A 12,845-nucleotide genomic window follows, 5' to 3' on the forward strand; every position below is an offset into this window, starting at 1 on the left:
TCGAGAACAGGAACAAGCGCAGCCGGCAGAGCGGGCGGCGGCGAGACGGCTGGGGGTCCTGCGTCAGGCCGCCCTGGCCTCCACCCTGCTCGTCGGCGTCCTCGGCGGCGTGGCCGTCTGGCGTGCCGTCGACCGCCTCGACGATGCATGGGGTCGCCACGCGGTGGTCCAGGGCGAGATGGCGGACCTGAAGGCCGTCATCGGTGCCCGGCTGAACGAAGCGGTCGGTGTGGTCGGGTTGGACTCGGAGTCCCCGACCGACGACCCCGAGCTGCAGGCCCAGCTCGACGAGGTGTTCGAGTGGGTCGGGACCAGCGACGCAGCGCTCGGGGAGGACGTCATCGCCCGCGAGGCCGAGCTGGTCGATGCCGCCGAGGCCAGCGGGGCGGTCGACGAGCGCCTGCTGTCTCGTCTCGAGAGCACGCTCCGCGAGCTCGACCGCGAGGTCACCCGTCCCACCAGCGAGGCCGCCCAGGCCGCGCACGACGACGCTCGCTACACGGTCGTCGTGGTGGTCGTACTGTCGGCCGGCCTCGGCGGCGCGGCCGCCTGGCTCGGTCGCAGGCTCCGGCCACAGGAAGCACCGGCCGGGAACGAGCCCACCCCTCACCGAACGTGACCCGGCGTCGCGGCCGCAGCCGAGCCGATCAAGCGGGTGGAGGTGTCGCCGGGGGTTTGGGGTGCATCGTGCCGGCGGCGTCGTGGTCGTGGATGGTGCGGGCGACCGCGGCGCCGACCAGGGCCAGGAGCGCCGCGGTGACGAACACCGGTCGGTACGACGCGGGCGTCGCGTCCGAGCCGGACCGGGCCAGGACCGTGGCGAGGACGGCCACCCCGAGCGCGGCCCCGATCTGGCGCTGCATGCTGTAGATCGCCGACGCCCGACCCGTGTCGCGGGCCGAGATGGTGGCGAACGTGGCCGCCTGCTGCGGCATGAACACGCAACCCATCGCGCACCCCATCCCGAACATGAGCGCCCGGATCCCCCACAGGCCGACGTCGTCGACGAGCACCGCCATGGCCACGGCGAGCGCGGCGAGCGCAAGGAGACCGCCGGTCATCAGGCGGCGCGGGCCGACCGTCATGTACACCCGGCTGACGACCTGGGCGGCGGCGAGGACCCCGAGCGCCTCGGGGAACGTCGTGAGCCCCGTCTCCAGGGCGGATGCCCCCCGGCTCCGCTGGAGGTAGAGGGACATGACGAAGAGCAGGCCCAGGAAGCTCGAGTACGAGAACAGGCAGACGAGGTTGCTCGTCCGGAAGAGCCGGTCGCCCAGCAGCCGCAGGTCGAGCATCGGCGCCCGCAGCGCGAGCTCCACCCGTACCAGCAGCACCGATCCGACGACACCGGCGAGGGCGGCGAGCAGCACGGGCGGCGACGTCCAGCCGGCCACGGCCCCCTGGCTGATCGCGTAGAGCACGGCCCCCAGCGACACGCCCGACAGCACGAAGCCGGCGCTGTCGAACGACCCGGCCTCCTCCTCCCGGTGCTCCACCAGGAAGACGGCCCCGAACACGATGGCCGCCACCCCGATGGGGACGTTCACGGCGAACACCCAACGCCAGGACAGCTGGTCGACCAGCAGGCCGCCGACCACCGGCCCGGCGGCCGGCGCCACCACCGTGGGGACGATGAGGACCCGCGAGGCGCGGGCGCGCTGCTCCGGCGGGAACGCCCGGAACAGCAGCGCGGTGCCGACCGGCATCATCAGCCCGCCGCCGATCCCCTGCACGACCCGGAACGCCGTGAGCTGCCCGAGCGACGTGGCGGCGCCGCAGAGCAGCGAGGCCACCACGAAGATGACCAGCGCCGCCAGGAACACCCGCTTCGTGCCGAAGCGGTCGCCGATCCAGCCCGAGGTGGGGATCCAGATCGCCAGGCTCAGCAGGTACCCGGTGACCACCCACTCGACCGAGGTCCTGGCGTCGAAGTCCCGGGCGAGGGTGGGGACGGCCACGTTGACCACGGTCGAGTCCATGATCGTCATGAACATGGCGACCACGAACACGACCGCCACCGCGTGCTCGGGCGCCACCCGCTCACGCCAGCGTCGGCGCTGGCGCTCGCGCCCGGGCGGGGACTCAGGCGGAGCCGAGGACGCGGCGGGCGCGGTCAGGGGGCCGCCGGCGTCGGCTCGTACGACGGCCGGATGCGGCCGGCGTCGATGTCCTCGGCGTAGTGGCAGGCGACCCACTGGCCGCCGTCGACGGCCCGGAGCGGCGGCGTCTCGGTGTCGCAGCGCTCCGGCTGCCGGTAGGGGCAGCGCGTCGCGAACCGGCAGCTCGCCGGCGGGTCGACGACGTCGGGCATCTCGCCGCTCAGGACGATCCTCGTGCGCTGCGCGGCGACGTCGGGGTCCGGGATCGGCACGGCCGACAGCAACGCCTTGGTGTACGGGTGCCGCGGCGCCTCGTAGATGGCGTCGGACGAGGCCGTCTCCACGATCCGGCCGGCGTACATGATGGCGATCCGGTCGGAGATGTGGCGGACGACCGACAGGTCGTGGGCGATGAAGAGGTAGGACAGGCCCAGCTCCTGCTGCAGGTCCTGCAACAGGTTGACGACCTGGGCCTGGATCGACACGTCGAGCGCGGAGACGGGCTCGTCGGCGATGATCAGCTCCGGGTCGATCACCAGGGCGCGGGCGATCCCGATGCGCTGGCGCTGACCGCCGCTGAAGGCCTGGGGGTAGCGCCCGGCGGCGTCCTCGGGCAGGCCCGTCAACCGCAGGAGCTCGTGGACCCGGGGCAGAGCCTCCCGCGTCGAGCGCGCCCGGCCGTGCACGATCAGCGGCTCGGCGATGATGTCCTGCACCGACATCCGGGGGTTGAGGCTGGCGTAGGGGTCCTGGAACACCAGCTGCATGTGCTGGCGCAGCCCCCGCAGCTCCTTGCCCTTGACCGCGGTGATGTCCTGGCCGCGGAAGTGGATCTCGCCGGACGTGACGGGGAGGCGGCGCAGCACGGCCCGCCCGGTGGTCGTCTTGCCGGAGCCCGACTCCCCGACGAGCCCGAGCGTCTCGCCCCGGCCGATCGTGAACGACACCTCGTCGACGGCGAAGACCTCGCGGGTCGAGCGGCCGAAGAACCCGGACGCCACCGGGAAGCGCACCGACAGCTCCCTGACGTCGAGCAGCGGCTGGGCCTCGGCCCCGGTCACGGCCTCAGTCACGGTCGGCACCTCCGCCGGCCGCCCGCTCCCAGCAGGCGACGGCCCGCCCCGCAGCGAAGGTGACCAGCTCCGGGTCCTCCTCGGTGCAGCGGTGGCCCGAGATCGAGCACCGGGGCTCGAACGCACAGCCGGGTGCGGGTGCGCGGGGGTCGGGCGGCACTCCGTCGATGGCGACCAACCGCGCCAGCCGCTCGTCGAGGCGCGGCGTCGAGGCGAGCAGCCCGGCCGAGTAGGGGTGCTGCGGCGTCCCGAACAGGTCCCGGGTCGAGGCGCGCTCCACCAGCCGCCCGGCGTACATGACCTCGACGCGGTGGCACAGCCCCGCGACGACGCCGAGGTCGTGGGTGATGAGCAGGACGGCGAGCCCGAGCGCAGCCTGCAGCTCGGTGAGCAGCTCCAGGATCTGGGCCTGGATCGTCACGTCGAGCGCGGTGGTGGGCTCGTCGGCGATGAGCAGCTTCGGCTCGCAGGCGAGCGCCATGGCGATGAGCGCCCGCTGCCGCATGCCGCCCGAGAACTCGTGGGGGTGCTGGCGGGCGCGGGCGCGCGGGTTCGGGATGCCGACGAGGTCGAGCAGCTCGACCGCCCGGTTCGACGCGTCGCGTCGCGACATCCCGAGGTGGAAGCGCAGCACCTCGGCGATCTGGGCGCCCACCGTGAACAGCGGGTTGAGCGAGGTCATCGGGTCCTGGAAGACCACCGAGATCTCCTTGCCCCGCACGGCGGCCGCCCGCCGGGCGGCCCCGGGGCCGTTGACCATCGACTCGCCCCGCCAGCGGACGTCGCCGCTGACGATCCGCCCGGGCAGCTCGACCATGCCGAGGATGGCCGTCGACGTGACGCTCTTGCCGGAGCCCGACTCGCCGACGAGGCCCACCGTCTCGCCCGCGTCGACGTGCAGGGAGACGCCGCGCACGGCCTGAGCGACGCCGCGCCGGGTGATGAACTCGACGTGGAGGTCGTCGACCTCGAGGAGGTGCCCGGGTCGTTCGGTCCGTGCGGTCATCGGGACCGTCCCTCGGCGGCGATGGCGAGCGCCGCGAACTGCTTGTCGCGCTCCTCCGGGTCGGTGTACACCCGCAGCCAGCTGGCGGAGAGGTTCACCGACAGCACGGTGAGGGCGATGGCGAGGCCAGGGAACGTGACCAGCCACCAGGCGCTGTACACGTAGTCCTTGCCGATCGCGACGTCGAGGCCCCACGAGGTGTCGGGCGGCTGGATGCCGACGCCGAGGAACGACAGCGTCGCCTCGGTGAGCACGATGCGGGCCAGCTCCAGGATGGCCAGCGTCATCACCGGCGACACCAGGTTGGGGAAGATGTGGCGCAGCACCACCCGGCGCGGCCGGCAGCCCACGACCTCGGCCGCCTCCACGTAGGGCATCTCCTTGATCGAGAGCACGGTGGCCCGCGCCACGCGGGCGTACACCATCCAGCCGTTGAGGCCGAGGACGACGATCACCGTCGTGACGCTCGGTCCGAGGGCGGCGAGGATGGTCAGCGCCAGGAGCAGGCCCGGGAACGCCGTCTGGGTGTCGACCGCCCGCATGACGACGGCGTCGAGGCGACCACCCCGATAGCCGGCGAGCAGCCCGAGCCCGACGCCCAGCAGCCCCGAGAACAACACCACCGCGAGCCCCACCGTGAGCGACACCCGGGAGCCGTGGATGACGCGCGAGAGCACGTCGCGGCCCAGGTTGTCGGTGCCGAGCGGGTGGCTCCAGTCGCCCCCCTTCGACCACCCGGGGGGCAGGAGCCGGCCGGCGAGCGACTGGGCGGCCGGGTCGTGCGGGGCGACGAGCGGTGCGAACAACGCGGCCAGGACGAGGACGAGGAGGAACAGCACCGCCAGGAACGCGAACTTGTCGCGCCACAGGTCGGCGACCACGCCGCGGGCCCGGCTCATGTCAGCTCGATCCGGGGATCGATGGCCTTGTAGGCGACGTCGATCGCCACGTTGACCACGACGACGAGCACCGCCACCACGAACACGATGGCCTGGAGCAGCATGAGGTCCTGGCGGCTGACGGCCTGCAGGGCGAGGAAGCCGATGCCGGGCCAGGCGAAGACGGTCTCGACCACCACCGCGTAGCCGGCGAGCGCGCGGATGAGCTCCCAGCCCGCCAGCGTGACCACCGGCACCGCGGCGTTGCGGAGCGCGTGGACGCCCACCGTCCGCCGGAACGGCATCCCCTTCGCCCTGGCGGTGCGCACCCACTGGCGGTTGAGCTCGTCGATCATCGTCGAGCGCACCATCATCGCCAGGCGCCCGGCGATGGGCAGGGCCAGCGTGACGGTCGGCAGGACCATGTGCCCGAACGAGCCGGTCCCCGACGTCGGGAACCAGCCGAGCTGCACGCCGAAGACCATGATCAGGAGCAGGCCGAGCCAGAACTCGGGGATGGACAGCCCCGCCAGGCTCGTCGTGACCATGATGCGGTCGAGCAGGCTGCCGGGACGCAGCGCCGAGGCCAGCCCCATGGCGAGCGACAGCACGATCGCCAGCCCCATCCCCGCCCCCACCAGGCTGAAGGTCCGGGGCAGGTGTTCGAGCACGATGTCGAGCGCCGGGCGGCGCTGCCACAGCGAGTCGCCGAAGTCGAACCGGACCAGGTCGCCGAGGAAGTCGACGAACTGGGTGGGGATGGGCCGGTCGAACCCGAGCTCACGAGCGAAGGCGTCGCGCTCCTCGTTCGTGGCCTCCATCGGGAGCATCATCCGGACGGGATCGCCGATCAACCGGGTGACGACGAACACGACCGTCGTCACCCCGAAGATCACGACGAACCCCTGGAGGATCCTCCGCACTGCGAACCGGACCATCCCCCTGCCTCAGGAGAGCTTCATCTCGGCGACGATGAGCTTCGAGTCGACCCGGGGCTGCCACTCGACCCGCTCGGACAGGCCGTAGGTGTCCTCGATGTTGACGAGGTACGTGTGGTACGCCTGGTCACAGCCCCGCTCGAGCATGTCGTGGTAGAGCGTCTCCCGAGTCGCCACGTCGGTCTCGACCGCAGCCTCGGAGCCGAGCCGCTCCATCTCGGGATCGTCGTTCGAGCCCGTCACGCCCGAGGGCATGTAGGAGTACGACGCCACCCGGCTGCCGTCGAAGAGCTCGTTCGAGGTCGAGATGAAGACCGCCTGGGGGCGGACCTCCTCGTCGTAGAGCCGGTTGAGGTACTCGTCGAACTCGTAGAACTCGACCTTGACCTCGAGGCCCACCTCGGTCCAGAAGTTGGCCACGGCCTCGGTGAGCTCGCGGTCCTTGAGCCAGCGGCCCGACTCGCTCGTGAACTCGATCGTCTCGCCGACCACGCCGGCCTCTTCGAGCAGATCGCGGGCCTTGTCGGGGTCGTACGGGTAGGCCTCGAGGTCGGGGTTGTAGCCGAACCACGCCGGGCTCATGTACTGGCAGTCGTCGACCCGGGCGAAGCCGCCGTAGAGCTCCTCGGCGATGGCCTCCTTGTCGACGGCGTAGTTGAGCGCCTGGCGCACCTTGACGTCGGCGGTGATGCCCTCCATCGAGTTGAGGATGATCATCGGATGCTCCAGGCCGACGACGTGCGCCGACTGGGGCGCCCGTTCGACGTCCTCGGGCGGGAGGTTGGTCACGATGTCGAACTCGTCGGAGAGCAGGCCGGACAGGCGGGTGCCGGCCTCGTCGACGAAGCGGAACGTCACCTGGTCGATGCTCGGGGCCTCACCCCAGTAGGCGTCGTTGACCTCGAGGACCACGTCCTGGCCCCGGCGCCACTCGACGAACTTGTAGGGCCCGGTCCCGATGGGCTCGCTGTCGAAGCCCGTCTCGGCGGAGTGCGCCGGGGGCACGATCTTCAGCCAGTACAGCTTGGACGGCAGGACCGGCTGGGCGCCGTCGGTGAGGAACCGAACGGTCGTCGGGTCGACCGCCTCCACGGAGGCGATGCCGTCGTAGAAGGTCTCCTGCTCCGACTGGAGCGACGGGTCGAGGATCCGCTCGAACGAGGCGACGACGGCAGCGGCGTCGAACGGCTCGCCGTTGTGGAACTCGACGCCCTCCCGGAGGGTGACCTCCCAGGTGGTGTCGTCGATCTGCACGGGCAGCTCGGCGGCGAGCACGGGGACGAGCTCGCCCTCGGCGTCCCGTCCGAGCAGCGCCTCGTAGACGTTGTCGTTGACCGCCCGCTCACCCCCGTCGTCGCGCAGCTGGGGGTCGAGCGTCGTCGGCTCGGACCCGATGGCGATGGTGATCCCACCGGCGCCTCCCGCCCCGGAGGACGTGCCGCCCTCGTTCGATGCTCCGTCGTCGTCGCCACCGCAGGCGGCGACGCCCGCGGTCAGCAGCAAGGAAAGAGCGATGTTGCGACCGGGTCGCTTGCCCATGACATCCTCCGCATATTGGATACAATCGACAATAGGCAGAGGAGTTTCCGCTGGTCAATGGGCCGACGGAAGCCTTAACGGAATGGAAACAAGGGCCGAACGGCCGCGGTGCTTGACACCGACGACCGTCCAGCGGACGATCTCGGTCCCGGCCTCAGGTCGCCGCGAACACGATCGGACCACGATGCTCACGAGGCGAGGAGCAGCGACAATGACCGTCGGCGCCACCCATCCCCCGCTGCGCGACGTGGTCCGTGACGAGATCCGCAGCATGATCATCACCGGGCACTTCGCGCCGGGTGCGCGCCTGATCGAGGACCGGCTCGCCGAGGATCTGGGCGTCTCGCGCAACCCCGTGCGGGAGGCACTGCGGGTGCTCGAATCCGAGCGGTTCGTGGAGATGATGCCCCGCCGGGGGGCGGTGGTCGCCACGATGTCGGAGGAGGAGGTCGACGAGATCTTCGAGATCCGGCGGGTGCTCGAGGGCCTGGCGGCGCTCCTGGCCGCCCGCCGGGCGACCGACGACGACGTACGGGCGTTGCGCCGCACCCTCGAGGCGGCGTCCCGGGCGGTCGAGCGGGGCGACAGGAACCGGCTGACCTCGCTGAACACCGAGTTCCACGAGCGCGTCCACCGGGTGGCGAGCAACGGCTACCTGCGCGACGTCATGGTGTCGCTGCGCCATCGCATGCAGTGGATCTTCAGCCAGAGCATGACCGGCACCCACCCGGCGCACGCCGTCGACGAGCACACCGCTCTGGTCGACGCCATCAGCGCCCACGACGAGAGGCTGGCCGGCAAGCTGGCGGAGGCCCACGTCGTGGCCGCGCACACCTCGTTCCGCCGGGCGACCGTCGCATCCTCCTAGATCGTATACAATATGCATGCCTCATCCCGCGGCACGAGGGACGACCATGCCTGACGACCTGACCGACCTGACCGACCCGGGCGACATCATCGATCCCGCCCGCTGCGCGCTGCTCGTCATCGACATGCAGAACGACTACCTCCACGACGACGGCGCCTTCGCCAAGATGGGTGCCGACGTCACGAAGTTCCAGCCCGTCGTCGCCCACGTCAACCGCGCCATCGAGCTGGCCCGGGCCGCCGACGTGCCGCGGATCTTCATCCGCCAGACCCACGGCAAGTGGTTCAACACGAAGGGCTGGGTCGCCCGGGGCCGCGCCGCCACCCGCCTCCCGGTCGACCGGATCCCGCTCGTGGAGGACGGCACCTGGGGCGCCGAGTTCTACGGGGTGGCGCCCCGCGACGACGAGCACGTCGTCACCAAGCACCGCTACTCGGGCTTCCTCTACACCGAGCTCGAGGCCACGCTGCAGGCGATCGGTCGCGACACCGCCGTCTACGCCGGGGCCACCACCGACATCTGCGTCCGCTACACGGCGGTCGACGGCCTCATGCGCGGCTTCCACCCGGTCCTCGTGTCGGAGGCCACCACCGCCGGCAGCCCCGAGCTGCAGCAGCAGGTCGAGAAGGAGTTCCGCGAGCACATCGGCAACGTGGTGGGGCTCGACGACGTCGCCCGGGCCTGGAAGGCCGAGGCCTGACCTTCGGGCCTTCGGGGCGGGGTGCCCGGCTCACCAGGAACCGGACGTCTCCACCCAGACCGACTTCGTCTCGGTGTACTCCCGCATCGCGTCGAAGCCGTTCTCGCGACCCCAGCCGCTGTCCCGGTAGCCGCCGAAGGGCACGTTGAACCCCAGCGTGCGGTAGGCGTTCACCCACACCGTGCCGGCCCGCACCTCGTGCGCCACACGGTGGGCGCGGTGGACGTCGCGCGTCCACACGGCCGCCGCCAGCCCGAAGCGGGTGTCGTTCGCCAGCCTGACCGCCTCCTCCTCGTCCCGGAAAGGCACGACGCTGAGCACCGGGCCGAAGATCTCGTCCTGGGCCACGCGCATGTCGTTGCGCACCCGGGTCAGAACGGTCGGGCGCACGAACAGCGGCCCGGCGTCGGGGGCCGCCGCTCCCCCGGCCGCGACCGACGCGCCCTCGGCCCGAGCGACGTCGAAGAACTGCACCACCTTGTCGAACTGGCCCTGCATCGCCATCGGGCCGATGTCGGTGGCGGCGGCCATCGGGTCGCCGAGCGTGAGGGCGTCGGCCCGGGCGACCAGACGGTCCACCAGCTCGTCGTGGACCTCCCGCTGGACCAGCAGCCGTGAGCCGGCCAGGCACGACTGGCCGCCGGCGCCGAAGATCCCGGTGGCGATGCCGTTGGTGGCCGAGTCGAGGTCGGCGTCGGCGAAGACCAGGTTCGGCGACTTCCCGCCCAGCTCCAGGATGACGCGGGTGAGGTTGGCGACGCCGGCCTTCACGACCTCGCGGCCGGTCGCGTCCGACCCGGTGAAGGAGATCCGGTCGACCAGTGGGTGCGCCGCCAGCGCCGCTCCGGTCGGGGGACCCCACCCGGTGACGACGTTGACGACGCCCGGTGGGAAGCCGGCCTCCTCCGCCAGCCGGGCGAGCTCCAGCGCCGAGGCCGGCGTGTGCTCGGAGGGCTTGATCACGACGGTGCAGCCGGCCGCCAGCGCCGGGGCCACCTTGCCGGCCAGCAGGAGCAGCGGCACGTTCCAGGGGATGATCGCCCCCACCACGCCCACCGGCTCGTGGCGGGTGTAGACGAGGAAGCCGGGATGGTCGGCGGGGATCACCGCGCCCTCCAGCTTGTCGGCCGCCCCGCCGAAGTAGCGGAAGAAGCCGGGGACGTGGTGCATCTGGGCCCGGGTCTCGCGGAGGAGCTTGCCGTTGTCGCGGGTCTCGATCTCGGCCAGCCGCTCGGCGTCACGCTCCAGCAGCTCCGACAGGTCGGTCAGCAGACGACCCCGCCGCGACGCCGACATCGTCCGCCACGGTCCGTGATCGAGCGCGGCGCGAGCGGCCCGGACCGCCCGGTCGACGTCCTCCGCGCCGCCGTCGGGCACGTTCGCCCAGGCCGTGCCGGTGTAGGGGTTGACGGTCGGGTACACACCCCCGTCGGCCGCCGGCACCCACGCACCGCCGACGTACATCCGGTACCGCTGCTCCCGCGTGCTCACCAGATCCGCACCGCTCATCGGTCTCCTCCGGGTCAGGCGCCCACCGCGTCCGATTCCGGATTCTGTCTACAACACCCCGTCCCGAGGCGATCAGCCGGCCTGGGTACTCTGCGAGCATGCTGGGCCTCGAGCGATCCTCCACCGCCGCCTCGCGAGCGCACCGGACGGTGGTGATCACGGGCGCCGGCAGCGGGATCGGCGCGGCCGCTGCGAAGGAGGCCATCGGTCGCGGCCACCGGGTGGCGGTCTGCGACATCGACCTCGCCGCAGCAGACGCGCTCTGCGCCGAGCTCGGCCCCGACGCCCTGGCCGTCCACCTCGACGTCAGGTCCGTCGAGGACTGGACGGGAGCGTGGGACGCGGTGCGCGACCGCTTCGGCGCGATCGACGTCCTCGTCAACAACGCAGGCATCATCCACACCGGCTTCGCCCGGGACCTGTCGCTCGATCAGCACCGGGACATGATGGACGTCAACTACTTCGGCGTCCTCAACGGCGTGATGACCGCGCTACCCCTCATGCGCGAGCAGGCCCACGGCCACATCGTCAACGTGTGCAGCATGACGTCGTTCCTGCCCCTGACGGGCTACTCGACCTACGGGGCGACCAAGCACGCCATCAGAGCGTTCCACCACGCGCTGGTCATGGAGGAGCGGGACAGCCCGATCCGGTTCAGCATCATCCACCCACCCTCAGTCCAGACGCCGATGCTCGAGCAGGAGATGGCCGACCCCAGCGCCGTCCTGGCCTTCGCGGAGAAGGCCACGGCGCCGGAGGTGATAGGTCGGTCCATCAACGATGCGATCGATACCAGCCCGCTCGAGGTCGTCTTCCCACCCCTCGGTGGCCGTCTCCAACGCCTCGCCGGGTCGAACGCCCGCCTGATGCACCTCGTCATCCCGCAGGTCGAGAGGTTCTCCGCTGCACGCAAGCGGCGGCGACGGCGTTCGGGTTCCGAAGGTCCGGCGTAGACCCTGGCCCGCCGGTGCCGTCGAGCCTCGATCCGGGCGCTCCTACTTCCAGATGTTGTAGTACCAGCCCTCGGCCGGTAGTCCGGGGGTGGTCTGGCCCGGGGGGTAGTCGATCAGGTAGCAGGGCTGCGTCGCGTAGCCGAGGGACACCATCTGGCTCCGCACCCGGTTGCAAGCGGCATAGGTCGCGAAGCGAGCTGACCGCTTCCACCCCGCGGCCGCTGTGGCGGAGTCCGCAGGTGTGGCGTCGGCTGTGGCTGTGGCGTGAGCCGTGGCTCCCAGGGGCAGGATGGCGGCGGCAGCCATGACGCTGGCCCCGACCATCGTTCGCATGCTCCATCGCATGGTGGTTCTCCTTCTCGACGTCGATTGCGCACCACGAGCGGTTGGTCCCGTCGTGGTGGAGCGACCATACGGATGGCGCTGTTAGCGAGCTGCTAGCAACCTGTTAGCCGTGAGGGAGGCTGTCTGTCGCCGCTTGTCAGCTGTCGGGGGCGCTGCGGGCGATGAGGGCTTCGACCCCGTCGAGGATGAGGGCGAGGCCGAACTCGAAGTCGTCGGGGTCGTCTTCGTTGGGCACGAAGATCCCCCCGTTGATCGCGGCTTCCACCCAGGGCAGCCGGCCGCTACCGACGATGTGGGCCATCAGCGTGCCCATCGGCGCCCCCTCCCCGGATGCCGTCCGCGAGATGTTGGCCAAGAGGCGTGCATGGCTGGCGATGTGCCCGCTGACGGCCAGCAGGATCGCCGCCTGCTCCGGCAGCGGCAGGCCTGTGCCGTCGAGCAGCCGCAGCCCCTGGTCCATGGCCGCCAGCTGTGACGGGCTGTTCAGGCCGGTGGGGTTGATCTCCGTCAGCCATGGCGAGGCCACGTAGGGCCGCAGGACCTCCCGGGACCACTGCTCGATCCCCGGTCGCCAGGCCGTCCCCTCCGGGATGTCCAACCGGATGGAGCCGAACACCGCCTCGGGCATCAGCTCCAGCAGCTCGTCCTTGCCGGACACGTGCCGGTAGAGCGCCATCGTGGTGTACCCGAGCCGTTCGGCCAGCCGGGCCATCGACACGGCAGCCAGCCCGTCGGCGTCGGCGATCTCGATGGCTGCGGCCGCGATCCGCTGCAGGTTGAGCCCCCGGTTGGCCGACCTGCCGGGGTTCTCCCACCGCTGCCACAGGTCGAGCAGGCTCGCCGCCGCCCGCTCCGCCTCCGACGACGGCCCGTCGGGCTGCGCCGCTGCGGCCTCGCCTCGGTGCTCGGTGGTCACAGGTCTGGTGGTCCTTCCGGT

Annotated in this window: 13 protein-coding genes; 4 read left to right on the forward strand and 9 right to left on the reverse strand. The window is 71.4% G+C overall.

Annotation, left to right across the window (positions count from 1 at the left end):
- Positions 1–619, forward strand: a 619-nt coding sequence (locus VK611_06790; GenBank protein ID HMG41018.1) for a hypothetical protein, incomplete at its 5' end; no start/stop codon positions are given.
- A gap of 28 nt (positions 620–647) precedes the next feature.
- On the opposite strand, the gene VK611_06795 is transcribed toward VK611_06790, so the two are convergent.
- The 6 genes from VK611_06795 to VK611_06820 all read right to left on the reverse strand — a co-directional run bounded on the left by VK611_06795 (position 648) and on the right by VK611_06820 (position 7,533).
- The gene (locus tag VK611_06795) at positions 648–2,036 is read right to left on the reverse strand and encodes a DHA2 family efflux MFS transporter permease subunit (protein HMG41019.1); all 1,389 of its coding nucleotides are present in this window, start codon (positions 2,034–2,036) and stop codon (positions 648–650) included.
- A 77-nt stretch (positions 2,037–2,113) separates the two neighbouring features.
- Positions 2,114–3,172 carry an oligopeptide/dipeptide ABC transporter ATP-binding protein gene (locus tag VK611_06800; protein ID HMG41020.1) on the reverse strand — a complete coding sequence of 353 codons (1,059 nt, stop codon included), beginning with the start codon at positions 3,170–3,172 and terminating at the stop codon, positions 2,114–2,116.
- Positions 3,165–4,178, reverse strand: coding sequence for an ABC transporter ATP-binding protein (locus tag VK611_06805; protein HMG41021.1), 1,014 nt, complete (start codon positions 4,176–4,178; stop codon positions 3,165–3,167). The genes VK611_06800 and VK611_06805 overlap by 8 nt, the downstream gene beginning before the upstream one ends.
- Positions 4,175–5,077 carry an ABC transporter permease gene (locus tag VK611_06810; GenBank protein ID HMG41022.1) on the reverse strand — a complete coding sequence of 301 codons (903 nt, stop codon included), beginning with the start codon at positions 5,075–5,077 and terminating at the stop codon, positions 4,175–4,177. Before VK611_06810 ends, VK611_06805 begins: the two co-directional genes overlap by 4 nt.
- Positions 5,074–5,994, reverse strand: a complete 921-nt coding sequence (locus VK611_06815; protein ID HMG41023.1) for an ABC transporter permease — start codon at positions 5,992–5,994, stop codon at positions 5,074–5,076. Before VK611_06815 ends, VK611_06810 begins: the two co-directional genes overlap by 4 nt.
- Positions 5,995–6,003: 9 nt before the next feature.
- Complete coding sequence (locus VK611_06820) at positions 6,004–7,533, reverse strand: ABC transporter substrate-binding protein (GenBank protein ID HMG41024.1); 1,530 nt, start codon at positions 7,531–7,533, stop codon at positions 6,004–6,006.
- Between the two features lie 211 nt (positions 7,534–7,744).
- Here VK611_06820 and VK611_06825 point away from each other — a divergent pair, with 211 nt between their 5' ends.
- Both VK611_06825 and VK611_06830 read left to right on the forward strand, forming a co-directional pair.
- Positions 7,745–8,401, forward strand: a complete 657-nt coding sequence (locus VK611_06825; GenBank protein HMG41025.1) for a GntR family transcriptional regulator — start codon at positions 7,745–7,747, stop codon at positions 8,399–8,401.
- 46 nt (positions 8,402–8,447) lie between these two features.
- The gene (locus VK611_06830; GenBank protein ID HMG41026.1) at positions 8,448–9,101 is read left to right on the forward strand and encodes an isochorismatase family cysteine hydrolase; all 654 of its coding nucleotides are present in this window, start codon (positions 8,448–8,450) and stop codon (positions 9,099–9,101) included.
- 30 nt (positions 9,102–9,131) lie between these two features.
- Here the strand turns inward: VK611_06830 and VK611_06835 are convergent, their stop codons facing one another.
- Positions 9,132–10,610, reverse strand: coding sequence for an aldehyde dehydrogenase (locus VK611_06835; GenBank protein HMG41027.1), 1,479 nt, complete (start codon positions 10,608–10,610; stop codon positions 9,132–9,134).
- Between the two features lie 98 nt (positions 10,611–10,708).
- Between VK611_06835 and VK611_06840 the strand changes: the two genes are divergently transcribed.
- Positions 10,709–11,563, forward strand: coding sequence for an SDR family oxidoreductase (locus tag VK611_06840; GenBank protein ID HMG41028.1), 855 nt, complete (start codon positions 10,709–10,711; stop codon positions 11,561–11,563).
- A gap of 42 nt (positions 11,564–11,605) precedes the next feature.
- Here the strand turns inward: VK611_06840 and VK611_06845 are convergent, their stop codons facing one another.
- Both VK611_06845 and VK611_06850 read right to left on the reverse strand, forming a co-directional pair.
- Positions 11,606–11,728, reverse strand: a complete 123-nt coding sequence (locus VK611_06845) for a hypothetical protein (protein HMG41029.1) — start codon at positions 11,726–11,728, stop codon at positions 11,606–11,608.
- A gap of 316 nt (positions 11,729–12,044) precedes the next feature.
- A partial coding sequence (locus VK611_06850) for a TetR/AcrR family transcriptional regulator (GenBank protein ID HMG41030.1) occupies positions 12,045–12,845 on the reverse strand: 801 nt, incomplete at its 5' end.

The sequence above is a fragment of the Acidimicrobiales bacterium genome (genome assembly GCA_035316325.1).
Lineage (GTDB): Bacteria > Actinomycetota > Acidimicrobiia > Acidimicrobiales > VFJN01 > DASXTK01.